Source organism: Bordetella sputigena (assembly GCF_965137885.1).
Lineage (GTDB): Bacteria > Pseudomonadota > Gammaproteobacteria > Burkholderiales > Burkholderiaceae_B > Bordetella_C > Bordetella_C sputigena.
The window spans coordinates 322,093-337,097 of record NZ_CBCSCA010000004.1 but is presented as its reverse complement, the minus strand read 5'-3'; the positions used below and the strand labels follow the sequence as shown (position 1 = coordinate 337,097).

The 15,005-nt window shown below is 66.4% G+C and carries 15 protein-coding genes, 1 tRNA gene and 1 pseudogene; 11 read left to right on the top strand and 6 right to left on the bottom strand.

The features are described from left to right. The first annotated feature begins 27 nt into the window (after positions 1-27). Positions 28-1,293, top strand: coding sequence for an aspartate kinase (locus ACNA0R_RS10175; protein WP_415825869.1), 1,266 nt, complete (start codon positions 28-30; stop codon positions 1,291-1,293). Positions 1,294-1,418: 125 nt separating this feature from the next. Then, positions 1,419-1,511: transfer RNA gene (locus ACNA0R_RS10170), tRNA-Ser, on the top strand. A 257-nt stretch (positions 1,512-1,768) separates the two neighbouring features. Here the strand turns inward: ACNA0R_RS10170 and ACNA0R_RS10165 are convergent. Then, complete coding sequence (locus tag ACNA0R_RS10165) at positions 1,769-2,488, bottom strand: GntR family transcriptional regulator (RefSeq protein ID WP_415825868.1); 720 nt, start codon at positions 2,486-2,488, stop codon at positions 1,769-1,771. Positions 2,489-2,825: 337 nt separating this feature from the next. On the opposite strand from ACNA0R_RS10165, the gene ACNA0R_RS10160 reads away from it, so the two are divergent. The 3 genes and pseudogenes from ACNA0R_RS10160 to ACNA0R_RS10150 all read left to right on the top strand — a co-directional run. Continuing rightward, positions 2,826-3,758, top strand: a complete 933-nt coding sequence (locus ACNA0R_RS10160) for a Bug family tripartite tricarboxylate transporter substrate binding protein (RefSeq protein WP_415825867.1) — start codon at positions 2,826-2,828, stop codon at positions 3,756-3,758. 39 nt (positions 3,759-3,797) lie between these two features. After that, positions 3,798-4,778 carry a polysaccharide deacetylase family protein gene (locus ACNA0R_RS10155; RefSeq protein WP_415825866.1) on the top strand — a complete coding sequence of 327 codons (981 nt, stop codon included), beginning with the start codon at positions 3,798-3,800 and terminating at the stop codon, positions 4,776-4,778. 39 nt (positions 4,779-4,817) lie between these two features. Further along, positions 4,818-5,021, top strand: a pseudogene (locus ACNA0R_RS10150) (2-hydroxymuconate tautomerase); the annotation flags it as partial. A 66-nt stretch (positions 5,022-5,087) separates the two neighbouring features. Here the strand turns inward: ACNA0R_RS10150 and ACNA0R_RS10145 are convergent. The 3 genes from ACNA0R_RS10145 to ACNA0R_RS10135 form a co-directional block, all read right to left on the bottom strand. Beyond that, positions 5,088-5,267, bottom strand: a complete 180-nt coding sequence (locus ACNA0R_RS10145) for a DUF3606 domain-containing protein (protein WP_415825865.1) — start codon at positions 5,265-5,267, stop codon at positions 5,088-5,090. Positions 5,268-5,385: 118 nt separating this feature from the next. After that, positions 5,386-6,309 (bottom strand): M15 family metallopeptidase, encoded by a 924-nt coding sequence (locus tag ACNA0R_RS10140; protein WP_415825864.1) that lies wholly within the window; start codon positions 6,307-6,309, stop codon positions 5,386-5,388. Further along, a complete protein-coding gene (locus ACNA0R_RS10135) occupies positions 6,237-6,791 on the bottom strand; it encodes a GNAT family N-acetyltransferase (protein ID WP_415825863.1) in 555 nt (184 codons plus the stop codon). Before ACNA0R_RS10135 ends, ACNA0R_RS10140 begins: the two co-directional genes overlap by 73 nt. Positions 6,792-6,879: 88 nt before the next feature. Here ACNA0R_RS10135 and kdsA point away from each other — a divergent pair, with 88 nt between their 5' ends. After that, positions 6,880-7,734, top strand: a complete 855-nt coding sequence (kdsA, locus tag ACNA0R_RS10130) for a 3-deoxy-8-phosphooctulonate synthase (protein WP_415825862.1) — start codon at positions 6,880-6,882, stop codon at positions 7,732-7,734. Between the two features lies 1 nt (position 7,735). Here kdsA and ACNA0R_RS10125 read toward each other — a convergent pair whose 3' ends face one another. After that, on the bottom strand, positions 7,736-8,683 hold the full coding sequence (locus ACNA0R_RS10125; protein ID WP_415825861.1) for a LysR substrate-binding domain-containing protein: 948 nt from the start codon (positions 8,681-8,683) through the stop codon (positions 7,736-7,738). A gap of 160 nt (positions 8,684-8,843) precedes the next feature. On the opposite strand from ACNA0R_RS10125, the gene ACNA0R_RS10120 reads away from it, so the two are divergent. After that, a complete protein-coding gene (locus ACNA0R_RS10120; RefSeq protein ID WP_415826065.1) occupies positions 8,844-10,043 on the top strand; it encodes an MFS transporter in 1,200 nt (399 codons plus the stop codon). A gap of 71 nt (positions 10,044-10,114) precedes the next feature. Continuing rightward, positions 10,115-10,861, top strand: coding sequence for an SDR family oxidoreductase (locus ACNA0R_RS10115; protein ID WP_415825860.1), 747 nt, complete (start codon positions 10,115-10,117; stop codon positions 10,859-10,861). Positions 10,862-10,920: 59 nt separating this feature from the next. Here the strand turns inward: ACNA0R_RS10115 and gcvA are convergent, their stop codons facing one another. Then, a complete protein-coding gene (gcvA, locus tag ACNA0R_RS10110) occupies positions 10,921-11,826 on the bottom strand; it encodes a transcriptional regulator GcvA (protein ID WP_415825859.1) in 906 nt (301 codons plus the stop codon). Positions 11,827-11,998: 172 nt separating this feature from the next. On the opposite strand from gcvA, the gene leuC reads away from it, so the two are divergent. Genes leuC through ACNA0R_RS10095 form a run of 3 tightly spaced genes read left to right on the top strand, consistent with a single transcriptional unit; the run spans position 11,999 to position 15,002 of the window. Beyond that, positions 11,999-13,474, top strand: coding sequence for a 3-isopropylmalate dehydratase large subunit (gene leuC, locus ACNA0R_RS10105; RefSeq protein ID WP_415825858.1), 1,476 nt, complete (start codon positions 11,999-12,001; stop codon positions 13,472-13,474). Beyond that, entirely contained in the window at positions 13,471-14,133 is a 663-nt protein-coding gene (gene leuD / locus ACNA0R_RS10100) for a 3-isopropylmalate dehydratase small subunit (RefSeq protein WP_415825857.1), read from the top strand. Before leuC ends, leuD begins: the two co-directional genes overlap by 4 nt. Continuing rightward, positions 14,130-15,002, top strand: a complete 873-nt coding sequence (locus ACNA0R_RS10095; protein ID WP_415825856.1) for an isocitrate lyase/PEP mutase family protein — start codon at positions 14,130-14,132, stop codon at positions 15,000-15,002. Before leuD ends, ACNA0R_RS10095 begins: the two co-directional genes overlap by 4 nt. The last annotated feature ends 3 nt before the right edge of the window (positions 15,003-15,005 follow it).

The window sequence follows — 15,005 nt, the reverse complement described above, 5'->3', positions numbered from 1 at the left end:
ACGGCAGATTTCCAGCCAGAGTACGAGATGTCCCTGATCGTTCACAAGTATGGCGGTACCTCGATGGGCTCGGTCGAGCGCATCAAGAACGTGGCGCGCCGCGTCGCGAAGTGGCATGCCGCCGGCCACAAAATCGTGGTCGTGCCCTCCGCCATGGCAGGGGAAACCAACCGCCTGCTGGGCCTGGCCCGCGAAATCACGCCGCAGCCCGACGGCCGCGAACTGGACATGATCGCCGCCACCGGCGAACAGGCCTCCAGCGGCCTGCTGGCCATCGCGCTGCAGGCCGAAGGCGTCCCGGCGCGCAGCTATGCCGGCTGGCAGGTGCCGGTCCGCACCGACTCCGCCTACACCAAGGCCCGCATTACCTCGATCGATGACGCCCGCATCCGCGCCGACCTGGATGCCGGCCGCGTCGTCATCGTCACGGGCTTCCAGGGCATAGACGAAGAAGGCCACATCACGACGCTGGGCCGCGGCGGTTCCGATACTTCCGCCGTCGCCGTGGCCGCCGCCATCAAGGCCGACGAATGCCTGATCTATACGGACGTGGACGGTGTCTACACCACCGATCCGCGCGTCGTGCCGGAAGCGCGCCGCATGCCGGTGGTGTCCTTCGAGGAAATGCTGGAAATGGCCTCGCTGGGCTCCAAGGTCCTGCAGATCCGCTCCGTCGAGTTCGCGGGCAAGTATCGCGTGCCGACGCGCGTACTGTCCTCGCTGACCGACCCCATGATTCCGCTCGACGAGGAAATGCGCTCGGGCACGCTGATTACCTTTGAGGATGACGAAAAAATGGAAGCCGCCGTTGTCTCCGGCATCGCCTTCAGCCGCGACGAAGCCAAGATCACCCTGTTCGCCGTGCCGGACAAGCCGGGCGTCGCCTACTCCATCCTGGGCCCCGTCGCCGCCGCCAACATCGACGTCGACATGATCGTGCAGAACCAGTCGGTCGCCGGCACCACGGACTTTTCCTTCACCGTCAACCGCAACGAATTCCTGCGCACCATCGACGTCCTCAAGCGCGACGTCATGCCGGCGGTTCACGCGCGTGAGCTGGTCACCGACGACAAGGTCTGCAAGGTCTCCATCGTCGGCATCGGCATGCGCTCGCACGTCGGCGTCGCCAGCCTGATGTTCCAGACGCTGTCGAACGAAGGCATCAATATCCAGATGATCAGCACCAGCGAAATCAAGACGTCGGTGATCATCGACGACAAGTACATGGAGCTGGCCGTCCGTTCGCTGCACAAGGCCTTCGGCCTGGATCAGGCGCCCGGCGAAAAGGCCTGAGGCCGCGCTGCCTGGAGTCTCCCACCGTGGAATCCAGGCCCGCCATCCCGGCGCCTTGACGCAGGCGCCGGTGGGGCGGATGACAGCGAAGCCCCCGATTCTTATGCTAGAATCGCGAATTCTTCGGAGACGTGCCCGAGAGGCTGAAGGGGCTCCCCTGCTAAGGGAGTATGTGGCTAAAAACTGCATCGTGGGTTCGAATCCCACCGTCTCCGCCACCAGCTTTCACAAAGTTGGCTCGCATTGCCCTAAAACCCGCACAGCGCAAGCTCTGTGGGTTTTTTGTTGCCTGGCCGCGAGCGGCCACGTCTCGTGACGTGAGCCGCACACCAATACGCGCGTACCGCGGCTTCGTCGTTCGGATCGTAGGGCTCGGCTTCGGGGGCGCGTAGTACTGGCGCCTCTTTTGCGGCCTCCGTCTTGACGCGCTCCCAGTCAGTTTTGCCGTGCTTCTTCACGCAGCCTTCGCCGCAACCTACTTCCCGCTGCGCCGTTCCCGCACGTAATCCCAGGACGCACCGATAAGCGCGCGGGCGGCGGCTTCGCTGGCGGCGGGGTCGCGCTGGGCGACGGTGCGGGCGAGGGTGGTCCAGTCGGTGGCGGATTGCTGGCGGCGTTCCTTGGAGCCGAAGACGACGCTCTTGCCGCGGACCATGACGCGCCACAAGGACTGGTTGGAGATCAGCTGGTACATGTCCTGCACCCACTTGCTGTTGGACATCGCGATCAGCAGCGCCTGCGCGGATAGGACTTCACGCTTGTATATCGCGGCGCTGGCGTCGTTGTCGGCCAGGATGCGCAGGTGGTGGGTGGCTTCGACAAATCGGTCGATGTCTTCCTGCGATGCCAGGCGCGCCGCGCGCGCCGAGGCCAGGCCCAACAGCATGGCGCGCAACTCATACAGCTCGGCGATTTCCGCCATATCCACTTCGATCACACGGCAGCCGAAGCGGGGCAGTTTCTCGACGAAGTGATGCCGCTCCAGCTGCGCCAGCGCGTCGCGTATGGTCGCCCGGCTGACCTTGTACTCCTCCGCCAATGCGATTTCCGGCAAGCGCGCGCCGGAGGGGATTTCACCGTCCAGGATGGCCTGCAGCAGCTTGTCCGCGACCTGTTCGGGCAGCGAACGGGCGGTGAAGCCGCTGGCGTCGCCGCGGCGGCGGGAGCTTCGGGGCGTGGCAGTGGCCTCGGTCATGGGGCAGTGTAGATGGCAGGAATAGGAGTGGGCAGGGCGCCGGGAACGAGGGGAATCTTACCTCGCCGCCAGCCGCCGGGCGGGCGCCGGTCCTGCGGGAAATCCCCGGGTTCACACCTCATGTCGACATGTCGACAATGGTGCGGACCATCCCGTCACGCACTGGCCCCGGCCAGCGCGGGCGATGGCGGACCGCAATGCGGATCGATCGCGCGCACGTACGCGCATATCGCGGCCTCGAAGCCAGGCCGCATCGTCAAGGGGAATTGACGTGGATAGTGCTGTTTCCAGGCGGTATCGGCCGGGCAGGGTCCTGGCTGTACTGGCCGCGTTATGCGTGTCCCAATCCGCGACCGCGGCCGCGAGTTCGCTGTGCCCCGCGGGGTCGATACAACTTATCGTGCCGTGGCCCGCGGGCGGCGGCACCGATCTGCAGGCTCGCATCATCGCCGAGCCGCTGGGGCAGCGTCTGGGCAAGCAGATCGTGGTGGTGAACCGGCCGGGCGCCGGCGGCGTGGTAGGCACGAATAGCTTCGTCAACAATGCCAGGCCTGACGGCTGCACCCTCTTGTTGGCGACAGGCGCCGCCAATACGGCCGCGCCCTATCTGTTCAAGGATTTGCATTACGACCCGGTCACGGATTTCACACCGGTCGCGTTTATCGCCGCCGCGCCCAATGTCTTGTACGTGGGCAGCAAGTCCGACTACAAGACCGCGCAGCAATTCATCGCGGCCGCGAAGGCGCAGCCGGGCAAGTACACCTACGGCAGCGGCGGTATAGGCGCATCCAGCCATCTGGCGGGCGCCTTGTTCACCAGGCTGGCCGGATTGAACCTGGTCCATGTGCCTTACCAGGGCGCGGCGCCGGCCCTGGCGGCGCTGCTGGGAGGACAGGTGGATATCTCGGTGGACACGGCGGCCCAGATTGCCCAGGTGCGGTCGGGCGCATTGCGCGCGCTGGCGGTGGCGTCCAAGCGTCGCCTGGAAGCGCTGCCCGACGTTCCCACCTTCGATGAAGTGGGCGTCAAGGGGCTCTACTACGCGTTCTGGGGCGGCGTGGCGGGTCCCAAGGGTATGCCCGCGGCGATGGTGGAAGAGCTCAATCAGGCCGTCAACGACGTCGTGCGCGAGCCGAAGGTGCGCGACTATTTCGTCGCCAATGGTGGCGAGGTGAATCCCATGACGCCGGCGGCGTTCATGTCCTTCTGGCAGGAGGAACTGAAGCGCAACAAGGACATCGTCGCGTTCGCGGGCGCGAAAGCAAACTGATCGCTGGCGGGCGGCCGGCATACGGAGGGAGGCAAACGTATGAAAGAAGTAAAGATCGTCGTCACCATGGACTGTGAACCCAGGAAACATGCCGCTCATCCCGAAGCCACGGGGCCCGCGGAATGGTCGCTGGGTCAACGCGCGGCCGAGGGCTATGCGGCCATCGCGGGCCGCTATGGGCTGCCGGTGACTTTCTTCGTCCATCCCGAAACCGCTATCGAGCAGGCGGTGGTGTACGACCGATTGCGCGACCAGGGGGCGTGCCTGGGCCTGCACGTGCATGCGTGGAAGTTCGCCATGTCCTATCACGGCGGCCAGCGCTATATGTCGCACTATGGCGCGCTTTCCGACGCCGAGCAATATGGCGTACTGGGCGAGGCCGGAGCGCTGTGGAAGCAGGCGCTGGGGGAGTGGCCTCTGTACTTCCGGCCGGGCACCTTCTCCGCGAACGACAGTATCTTCAGAATCCTGGCGGATATGGGATTCCGGGGCGGGTCATGCTCGGTGCCGGGCCGCGTCATGCCGGAAATGCAGGCGATCTGGGCCGGGGCGCTGCCTGATGCGCATCGCACGCATGCGAGTTTCCGGCAGATCGCGGGCACGATGGATTTCGTCAACATGCCGGTAGCGGTGGACTTTTCGCGGTCGCTTGCAAGCTCGAAGGGCTGGGCCTTCCATCCCGACCTGCGTCCGGATACCGATTGGGCCGGTCAGTACGGTTTGAGCTATGACGCCATCGCCGAAAGCATGGTGGCGCAGGTCATACAGCGCGCGCCGCGCGTGCCGGTGATCAACCTGATTTCGCATAACCACTACGACTACTGCGACGAGAATGATCCGGCGCGGATCCGGTACGAGCAGTCCCTGGCGGCGCTGCATGCGGCATGCGCCAAGGCCGGTCTCAAGCCGGTCGGGGCGACGCTGCAACAGGTCGTGGACGAAGTATTGGCATTACCGGTGGATGTCGCGGCGCCGGTCTTTGAAGGCAATATCATGGACAAAGACGCGGGTAAGGCCTGAAAATCCGCGACGCAGGATTCATCACTAACCAAGGAAACTGGAATGCCGTACGTACGCATAGAAATGCTGGAAGGCCGCACCGAGCAGCAAAAGGCGGCCATCGCGAAGGTGGTGACGCAGGCCATGGAGCAGCACGCCGGCGCCACGCCCGAGAGTGTTTTTGTGGTTTTCGAGGATGTGGCCCGGGAGAACTGGGCCGTGGGTGGAACGCTGATCTCGCAGCGCAAGCCGGCTGCATCCTAGCGTATGAAAAGGGGAGACCTGGGGTCTCCCCTCGTCCATGCATCCCTCTTGTCGCGGATGTGTCCGCTACTTCTTCAGGTATTCGCGGACCTTGTCCACGGAGTTGCTGCCGGCTTTATGGACGGCGTCGCGCAGTTGCTCGGGCGTGCAGCCGAATTCCTTGGTCCAGTAGCGCATTTCCCAGTCTTCATCCAGCGCGATGCGGGAGCGGTCGCGCGGGCCGCGGTCGGTCAGGTTGTCGGACATTTTTTTCCTCCTTGCTGAGTACGAGTCCGACGTAGAGCAAAACGCGTGCCGAGCCGGCTGGCGCGGCGCGCTACGGCGGCCCAGTGTGGCGACTGGCGGCGAAGGGGCTGCCGGTAGCCTATTCCACCGGAAAGTCGAAGTACGTTTGAGGATAGGGCTCGTCGGCGAGCTGGAAATGCCACCATTCCGTTTCTATCGGCTTGAAACCCGCCTGGACCATCAAGGTGCGCAGCAGCAGCCGGTTGGCCTTTTGCGCCGGGGACAATGCGGGGTATGACGGATGAGATTCCGCGCCGAAGTAGTCGTACGGCGTGCCGAAATCCAGCGTCTCGCCCGGCGCGCCGTCGATCGGGGCGATGACGACATCCATGGCGCTGCCACGGCTGTGGCTGGATCGTTGCGCCAGATAGCCTTGCTTGAACAGGTGCTGTTTGTCGACGTCGGGATAGAACGACGCTTTCATCCGTTCATCGCCTGGGGTCCCGGCCCAGGCGATGAAATCGTCCACGGCGCGTTGCGGGCGATATGCGTCCAGGAATCGCAAGGTCAGGCCGTAGGGCTCCAGCTGATCGACCACCTGCATGGCGGCGCTCGCGGCCGCCTGAGTAAGCAGGCATTTGTTCGCGCCGTATCCCGCTATGGGCCGGCCGATGAAGTTGTCGCTGCCGGCGTACCGCATGTCGATCTGAACGCTGCGCGGCTTGTCCTGGCGGCTGAATGCGGCGACATCGACGAAATCGGCGGGCCGTTCGCGCGTCGGGGACGGGAACGCCGCGCCATCGCGCGCAAGGGTGCACAGGGTGATCAGCGAGCGAAGGCTCGAAGGGCGAAACATAAGCATGTCAGGGTCTCTGCGGTTCAGGGGATTATAGGTATGGCCGATCCGCCGATCGTTCCGCGTCCGCATGAGGTCATCGCGCGCCTGAACAAGGCCGCCAATGCGGTGCTGATGAGCCGCGACGCCGCGCTTCAGGCCTGCGTCGGCCTGGCCGCGTTCAACGCTTTGCTCAAGACCACGCTGCGGTAATTGGCGTGCTTCCATTGCACGTACTCGATGAAGCGGTAGCCGCGCGATGTGTACCAGCGCCTCAAATGCGCGGCCGGCTCCGCCGTATCGAGCGCGATCTCGCTCGCGCCGCATGCTACGGCACGCGCTTCCACCAAGGCCATCAGGCGCGCTCCCAAACCGCGCTTCTGCAGATCGGGATCCACCGCCAATTGCGCCACGCCGGCCACGTCCGGGCGTTCCAGCCATGGACTGCCCCCGGTATGTGCCGGCGGCTTGAACAGGACGGTCCCGGCGTAGGCGCCATCGAGCAGGGCGACATAGCATTCGGCCTTGGCCATGCGCGCCAGCGTGACTTCGACGGACTGATCGACGGCCATGTAGCGCAGGCCCATGTTGCCGAGTTGCGCGTAGGCGCGGTGGAGCAGGGCGGTCAACCGCGCAATATCGTCGTGCGGGGCAGCCAGGCGGATTTCGGTGGCAGAGGGCAGGTGGTGGTCGGCGTGCTGATCGGGCATGGTAGTCGGTTCGGCAGGGCGTCCGGCCGTTTTCGCGTGGCGAGCTGGCAGACTATGATTCTACTTTTCCCCTGCCGGACCGAAGATCATGCCTCAATCCCCCGTTTCCATCACGCCGGATATCGTCTGCGGCAACGACCGGCCTTTCGTGCTGTTCGGCGGCATCAATGTGCTGGAGTCGCGTGAACTGGCGTTGCGCTCGTGCGAGCACTATCAGAAGGTGACGCGCAAGCTGGGCATTCCTTATGTGTTCAAGGCGTCGTTCGACAAGGCGAACCGGTCCTCCATGCATTCCTATCGCGGGCCCGGAATGGAAGAGGGCTTGAAGATCTTCGAGGCGGTGAAAAAGGAATTCGGCGTTCCCGTGCTGACGGACGTGCACGAACCCTGGCAGGCGGATCCGGTCGCCCAGGTTGTCGACGTGCTGCAATTGCCGGCCTTCCTGGCCCGGCAGACGGATCTGGCGGTGGCGCTGGCCAGGACCGGCCGCGTCATCAACATCAAGAAGCCGCAGTTCATGAGCCCGTCGCAGATCCAGAACGTGGTCGAAAAGATCGTCGAGGCCGGCAACGAGCAGGTGATCCTGTGCGATCGCGGCACCAGCTTCGGCTACGACAATCTGGTGGTCGATATGCTGGGCTTCGGGGTGATGAAGAAAGTCAGCGGCAACCGTCCGGTGATCTTCGACGTGACGCACGCCTTGCAGCAGCGTGCCGCCGGCGCGGCCGCGTCGGGCGGGCGCCGCGAACAGGTCGTGGAGCTGGCGCGAGCCGGCATGGGCGCCGGTCTGGCCGGCCTGTTCCTGGAAGCCCATCCGGATCCGGACAACGCCAAGTGCGACGGCCCCAGCGCCTTGCCGCTGGACAAGCTGGAGCCGTTCCTGACCCAGCTCAAGCGCCTGGACGACCTGGTGAAGTCCTTCGAGCCGCTGGACATCCGCTGATTCACCCCGTCGACGTACCCTGGGCCGCGGCGGCCATGATCCAGTTCTTGAATGCGACGACGGCGTCGTTGTCCGCGCGGTCGGTGTTCAAGACCAGGGTGTAGTCGGGGCCGCGCCATGTCGGCTCGGATAAGGGACATACCAGCCGGCCCGTCGCGATCTCGCGTTCGATGAGCGGCAGGGATGCCAGCGTGACGCCCAGGCCTTCGGTGGCCGCGCCCAGCTGCAGATAGACATGGTCGAAATGCAGATCACGCATGCCCCGCAAGCCTGGCGCCCCCGCCTCGCGCAGCCAGTCCGACCACGCGGTGCGCGTGCTTGCGGAGTGCAGCAGCGTGTGCTCGCGCAAATCGGCGACCGTCCTGATGGGCTGGCTTGATAGCACGGCGGGACTGCAGGCGGGCAGGCGCAAATCCGGCATCAATGTGGTAGAGACAACGCTCGCCGCGTCCTCGGGGCCGGAACGCACGCCGATGTCGTACGCGTCGCCCACGTAGCGCAATCTGCGCGAGCTGGTCGAAAGCCGCACCTCGATGTCGGGATAGCGCGCCTGGAAATCGCCCAGGCGCGGGATCAGCCAGCACAAGGCAAAGCTCGCCAGTGCATTTACCCGCACGACGCCGGTGGCGCGCCGCGTGATGGATGCGCGCCGCAGACGGCTGGAGGAATTGTTCAGGCGGGCGAAGGCGCTTTTGACGTCGTTCAGCAGCGCGGCGCCTTCATCGGTCGGTACGACGCCGCGTGGACGGCGTTCGAAGAGCGGCACGCCGAACCAGTTTTCCAGTAACCGGATCTGCTTGCCGACCGCCCAGTGGGTGACGTGCAGATCAGCCGCCGCGGCGGCGAAGCTGCCCAGGCGGGCAACCGCCTCGAAGTGACGCAAGGCGTTCAATGGCGGCAGGTGTTCCGCGTCCGGCGCGTCGCCGGTGTCACGGTGGTCGATGGTCATAGGTGACTTTTTCTCCCGTCTCGGGCGATTTTACGTCAGTTGTACTGGAATTCCGACCCGCCTAGACTGCCTACGTCTCGTACCAATACTCCCGGCACCACCGGGCGCGCCCGCCTGGCGGCCTGGCCGAATCATGCGACGTTTTTCTTTCTCCTCCGCAATGGGTCGCCTGGCTGGCATCCCGAGCCGCCGGGATTCGGGTCCGCGCACGCGTGTGCTGTGGCTGGCTTGCGTGGCGCACGCGCTGCACGACGGGTACACCGACATGATCTATGTCCTGCTGCCCGTATGGCAGGCCGACTTCGCGCTCAATTACGGCGCGCTTGCCATCCTGCGCGGCGTCTACGCAGGCACGATGGCGACGCTGCAATTGCCCGCCGGACGGCTCGCCCGAAGATTCGGGACGCGTGCCACGCTTGCGTTCGGCACGCTGCTGGCGGCGCTGGGCTATGCCGTCGCCGGGTGGTCCGCCACCTTGGCGGGCTTGTGCGTGGCGCTCGCGATTTCCGGAATGGGTTCCAGCACGCAACATCCATTGGCGTCGGGCGCTGTCTCGCGCGCCTATGGCCGCAACGCCAGAGGACCGCTCAGCATCTACAACTTTTCAGGCGACCTGGGAAAGTCCGCGCTGCCGGCGGCCATTTCGCTGCTGATGATCGTGATGCCGTGGCGCCACGCCCTGTGGGCAGCATCGGCGCTGGGTCTCGCAACGGCCGCGCTGATTGCGGTTTTTCTCCCGGCCGTACTGAATCAGCCGGCTTCCGCAAAGGAAGCAGTGAACCCTGGCGTCCAGGGCTCGGGATCGGGTTTCTGGCTGCTGTTCACCATCGGCGCGCTGGATACGGCCGTGCGCATGGGCGTGCTGACCTTCCTGCCATTCCTGTTGAAGGCGAAGGGCATCTCGCAGCCCATGCTGGGTACGGCGCTGGCGCTGATTTTCATCGGCGGCGCGGCCGGCAAATTCGTCTGTGGCTGGCTGGGCGCGCGGGCTGGCGTGATCGGGACCGTACTGGCCACCGAGGGCGGCACGGCGGCCTTGATCCTGGCGTTGGTCGCACTGCCGCTGGCACCAGCGATCGTCCTTCTGCCGGTGCTCGGCCTGATGCTCAATGGCACATCGTCCGTGCTGTACGGAACCGTGCCCGAACTGACGCCCGTCGAGCGCACGGAGCGTGCGTTCGCCCTTTTTTATACCGGCACGATCGCATCGGGCGCGCTTTCGCCCGTCGCCTACGGCGTGCTGGGCGATCACATCGGCGTTAACGGCGCGACGGTGGCGGCGGCGCTCACCGCGCTCGCCATCATGCCGCTGGCACTCGCGCTTGCCTCGCGGCTGCGCCGCATCGACGGCGCTCGCTGAGCGGCGATGCGTCGCATGCCGGCACATCGCTCACCCCGTTACCCGCATCTTCAAACAGGAGGTTCTCTCTCATGGCCAGGACATTGATCATCACCGGCGGCAGCCGGGGAATCGGCGCGGCGACCGCGAAGCTCGCCGCCCAACAGGGATATGCGGTGTGCATCGGCTATCGCGCCGACACGAAGTCCGCGGAAGACGTGGTAAAGGCGATCAAGGCGGCCGGGGGTGAAGCGATCGCCGTGCAGGTGGACGTGGCGAAAGAAGAGGACGTGATCGCGCTGTTCGACACGGCCGAACGCAGCCTGGGGCCCATCGCGGGACTGGTCAATAACGCGGCGATCATCGCCAGCCACAGCCGGGTCGAGAACATCTCTTATGAGCGCCTGCAGCGGATATTCGCGGTCAATGCCATCGGGCCGTTCCTGTGTTCGCGCGAGGCCGTGCGCCGCATGTCGACCCGTCGCGGCGGCGCGGGCGGGGCGATCGTCAACGTGTCCTCTTCATCGGCCCAGATGGGCTCCGCCAATGAGTACGTCGATTACGCCGCCACCAAGGGTGCGCTGGAAACGATGACCATCGGCCTGGCCAAGGAAGTCGCGCGCGAGGGTATCCGGGTGAACGGGGTACGCCCCGGGCATATCTATACCGAGATGCACGCCAGCGGCGGCGAGCCGGGGCGGGTCGACCGGCTGAAGGACACCATACCCATGGGTCGCGGCGGCCAGCCAGAGGAAGTGGCAGAGGCCATCGTCTGGTTGCTGAGCGATAAGGCGTCTTTCGCCACCGGCGGTTTTCTTAACGTCAATGGCGGCAAGTGAGCGCCGCGGGTGCGATGGCGGCAAGCCGGCGGAACTGACCCGGCGGCGGCCGGCCCGCGTTACCCGGCTGCCTCTTCCATCCGTGCCGTCTCCTGCACGATCCACGCTTCGAATGCCTTGATCAGCGGCGAGTCCTGGCCGCCCTTGGGATAGGCCAGGTAATAGGCATTGCCGGTCTGGACGCGCAGGGCCAGCGGCGCGAGCAGGCGACCCGTGCGCAGGTCGTCTTCGACGAAGGCGCGCTGCGCCATGACGATGCCCAACTCGTCGGTTGCCGCCTGGTAGGCCAGCGCGGAGTTTTCGAATTTCAGGCCGCTGTTGCCATCTATCGTCGATACCCGCGCGGCGGCCAGCCAGTCGGGCCAGTCGGAAGCCCTGTGCATGGAGCACAGCAGGACGAAGCGCGCCAGATCCGCCGGTTCGCGCGGCGGCTCGGCGTTCCTGAATAGCCCGGGGCTGCACACCGGCAGCAAGATCTCGCCGAACAAGCGGCGGCATATCGCGCCCGGGATGGGCGCCGGACCCGAGTGTATGCACAGGTCCACGTCGTCGCGGTCGAATTCCACCTGCTGGTGCGAAGTCGTGATGTGTACGTCGATGTGGCGGTGCAGCGCGTGAAAGCGTGCAAGCCGCGGCACGAACCAGCGTATGGCGAAAGTAGGCGGCAGCTTGATGCGCAGGATATTGTCGGTGGGCCGCGCCCGCAGCTGGCGTGTCTGGGTTTCGATCAGGTCGAACGCCGCGCGCAAGGTCGCGGCATAGCTGGCCCCTTCGGCCGTGGTTTCGATGCCGTGCCGCAGGCGCAGGCATAGCGGCACGCCCAGCCACTCCTCCAATTGGCTGACGTGGCGGCTGACGGCGCCCTGCGTTACGGACAGCTCCTGGGCGGCGCGCGTCAGGCTGCCGTTGCGGGCGGTGGCCTCGAAGGCGCGCAGGGCGTTCAAGGGGGGAAGGCGTCTGGCCATCTGCTCTGACTTTTTCTCAGGGGAGCCTGCATTAATTTTGGTTTGAAGCGCCTGGGCTTGCAATTATCCTAACGCAAAACCTCCGCCAAGAAAGCGGAAAACCGCCCGGCCAGGGCCGCGCGGGCCAGGATAAGCCGGGGTGCGCCGCAGCATCCCTGGAGGAGAAAAAATCATGCCACGCACCATGGGCGAGGGTGGCGGCGCCTTGCGCTCCGGCGCAACGGTGGCGCCGGCCGTCGCGCATCCGCGCACCGTCTTCGACAAAATCTGGAATGCCCATCTCATTGCCCGCCTGGACGATGGGCGGGACCTGATCTTCGTCGACCGCCACGTGCTGCAGGAAACCACCAGCGCCGTCGCTTTCGCCAACTTGAAGCGCGAAGGCCGCGCCGTGCGCCATCCCGAGCTGACCATCGCCACGCAGGATCACATCGTCTCCACCCGGCCGGGCCGCGACGAAGACAGCTATGCCGGCGGGCGCGAGCTGCTGACCCTGATGCGCGCCAACGCCTTGCAAGGGCATATCAGGCATTTCGGCATCGACGACCCGCGCCAGGGCATCGTCCACGTCATCGCGCCGGAGCTCGGTTTCGCCTTGCCGGGCAGCATCCTGGCCTGCGGCGACAGCCATACGTCCACGGCCGGCGGGCTGGGCGCGCTCGGCATCGGGGTGGGGACCAGCGAGGTCGAACACGTGCTGGCCACCCAGACGCTGGCCCTGGCGCGCCCGCGCAATATGCGCGTGCGGTTCCAGGGGCGGCCCGGCCCGGGCATCACCGCCAAGGACTTGATCCTGCTTGCCATGGGGGGGCTGGGCGTGGCCGGCGGACGCGGCTGCGCCGTCGAATACGCCGGCGAGGCCGTGCAAAGCTTGGCCGTGGAAGGCCGCCTGACCTTATGCAATATGTCCATCGAACTGGGCGCGCGGCTGGGCCTGGTCGCGCCCGACGCGGCGACCTTCGACTATGTGCGCGGCCGGGAGTTCGCGCCCGTGGGCGCGGACTTCGAACGGGCGTTGCAAACCTGGCGAACGCTGCGCAGCGACGACGACGCGGTGTTCGACCGCGACGTGGTCGTCGATTGCGCGGGCGCCGCGCCGCAGGTGACCTGGGGCACGAATCCCGCGCAGGTCGGCGGGGTGGACGGCAGGGTCCCGGACCCGGCCGGCTATGCCGACGCCAGGCAGCGCGATAGCGTCGCCGCGGCGCTGCGCTATATGGGGCTGACGCCCGGTATGCCGTTGGAAGGCATACCCGTGGACGTGGCCTTCATCGGTTCCTGTACCAACTCGCGCCTTTCCGATTTGCAGGCCGCCGCGGCGGTCGTACAGGGACGGCGCGTCGCGGCCGGCGTGCGCGCCCTGGTGGTACCGGGGTCGATGGCGGTGAAGCGGGAAGCCGAAGCGCTGGGCCTGCACCGGATCTTTCGCGCCGCCGGTTTCGAATGGCGCGAAGCGGGATGTTCGATGTGCGTCAGCATCAACGACGATATGGTGCCCGCGGGCGCCCGCTGCATCGCCACCAGCAATCGCAATTTCGAGAACCGCCAGGGGCCGGGCAGCCGCACCCATCTGGCCAGTCCCGCCATGGTCGCGGCGGCCGCGCTGCGCGGCCACATCACGGATGTGCGCAAGGAGATGCGGTCATGAGGCCAGCCGTCCGCCAGATCGAGGGCGTCATGGCCGTCATGCCCATGGCCAACATCAACACCGACGCCATCATCCCGTCCGTGTGGCTGCGCACCGCGACGGCCGACATGGGCAAGGGCCTGTTCGGCGGCTATCGCTATGACGGGCAGGGCCGCGAGCGGCCGGATTTCGTATTGAACCGCGAGCCTTACCGCCATGCCCGCATCCTGCTGGCCGACGAGAATTTCGGCTGCGGGAGTTCGCGCGAGGCCGCGGTATGGGCGCTGGCGGGCTTCGGCATCGGCTGCGTGGTGGCGCCCGGCTTCGCGGACATTTTCTACGAGAACGCCTTCCGCAATGGGCTGGTCGCCGCGATCATCGATGGCGAGACGTATCGGCGACTGCGCGACGCGGCGGCGCGCGGCGATGCTCCCGCCCAAGCGCGCGAGCCGGCCCCGTTGTGCCGCGTCGATCTCCCCACCGCCACGATCACCGGCCCCGACGGCGCCACCTATCCCTTCTCGATACCGGCTTCGCGCGCGCGGGCCCTGATGCGCGGCGACGACGAGATCGCCATGACCCTGGCCCATCAGCCAGCCATCGAGGCGTATTACGCACGCATGCGCGCCGAGTCCGCCTGGCTGTTTCCCGCCACGCTGCAAAGGAGCTCCACACCATGACCCGTCCCAGCCTACGCGACGCCCTGAAGCGCGAAACGCCGCTGGTCACGCCCCTGGCGCACGACGCGCTTTCGGCGCGCCTGATCGAGCAGGCGGGCTTCCACGCCTTCGCGGTCGGCGGCTCGGCCATGCTGGCCGCGCGCCATGCCTACCCGGATATCGGCCTTATCGGCCTGACCGATATGGTCGACGGCCTGCGCGATATCGCCGCGGCGTCCAGCCTGCCGTTCATCGCCGATGCCGACGATGGCTACGGCGACGTCAAGAGCGTGGCCAGGCTGGTGGCCGCATACGAAGCCATCGGCGTCAGCGGTTTCCTGGTGGAGGACCAGAGCCGCGACCATAAGCAGCAGCGCGCGGACAAGGCCGCCCTGGTCGTCGACGAGGCCATCATCGAAGCCAAGCTGAAGGCCGCCATGCAGGCGCGGCGCAATCCGGAAACCTTCATCATCGGGCGCACCGATGCCTACGGGCCCCTGGGGCTGGACGCGGCGCTGCGGCGCGCCGAGCGCTTCCTGGCGCTGGGCGTCGACGGCGTCTTCATCGCGGGCCTGCGGCGCGAAGAGGACTACCGGCGCGTGGGCGCCGCGCTCAAGGGCGCCTATTTGTCGGCGGCGATGTTCGAGGGCGGCGATACGCCCTGGCTCAGCCCCGCCGAGCTGGGCGCGATGGGCTTTACCCAGGTGTCGTACCCGGCCAGCCTGATCCTGCGCGTGGTGCAGGCGCTGCGCGATGGTTTGTCGGCCCTGCGGCGCCATGCCGACGGCGTCGAGCCGCTGGCGCCCCTGCCGCGGGGCGCCGAACTGCGCCAGGCGCTCGATGGGGCGACCGGCCTGGCGGGCTGGCGCGCCATCGAGGCGGGTCAATAGCAG

Coding starts and splice junctions, on each gene's coding strand:
- kdsA (WP_415825862.1), top strand. CDS start 6,880: ATGCCTCAATCCCCCGTTTCCATCACGCCGGATATCGTCTGCGGCAAC.
- leuD (WP_415825857.1), top strand. CDS start 13,471: ATGAGGCCAGCCGTCCGCCAGATCGAGGGCGTCATGGCCGTCATGCCC.
- leuC (WP_415825858.1), top strand. CDS start 11,999: ATGCCACGCACCATGGGCGAGGGTGGCGGCGCCTTGCGCTCCGGCGCA.
- ACNA0R_RS10120 (WP_415826065.1), top strand. CDS start 8,844: ATGGGTCGCCTGGCTGGCATCCCGAGCCGCCGGGATTCGGGTCCGCGC.
- ACNA0R_RS10115 (WP_415825860.1), top strand. CDS start 10,115: ATGGCCAGGACATTGATCATCACCGGCGGCAGCCGGGGAATCGGCGCG.
- ACNA0R_RS10145 (WP_415825865.1), bottom strand. CDS start 5,267: ATGTCCGACAACCTGACCGACCGCGGCCCGCGCGACCGCTCCCGCATC.
- ACNA0R_RS10095 (WP_415825856.1), top strand. CDS start 14,130: ATGACCCGTCCCAGCCTACGCGACGCCCTGAAGCGCGAAACGCCGCTG.
- ACNA0R_RS10165 (WP_415825868.1), bottom strand. CDS start 2,488: ATGACCGAGGCCACTGCCACGCCCCGAAGCTCCCGCCGCCGCGGCGAC.
- ACNA0R_RS10140 (WP_415825864.1), bottom strand. CDS start 6,309: ATGGAAGCACGCCAATTACCGCAGCGTGGTCTTGAGCAAAGCGTTGAA.
- gcvA (WP_415825859.1), bottom strand. CDS start 11,826: ATGGCCAGACGCCTTCCCCCCTTGAACGCCCTGCGCGCCTTCGAGGCC.
- ACNA0R_RS10125 (WP_415825861.1), bottom strand. CDS start 8,683: ATGACCATCGACCACCGTGACACCGGCGACGCGCCGGACGCGGAACAC.
- ACNA0R_RS10155 (WP_415825866.1), top strand. CDS start 3,798: ATGAAAGAAGTAAAGATCGTCGTCACCATGGACTGTGAACCCAGGAAA.
- ACNA0R_RS10175 (WP_415825869.1), top strand. CDS start 28: ATGTCCCTGATCGTTCACAAGTATGGCGGTACCTCGATGGGCTCGGTC.
- ACNA0R_RS10135 (WP_415825863.1), bottom strand. CDS start 6,791: ATGCCCGATCAGCACGCCGACCACCACCTGCCCTCTGCCACCGAAATC.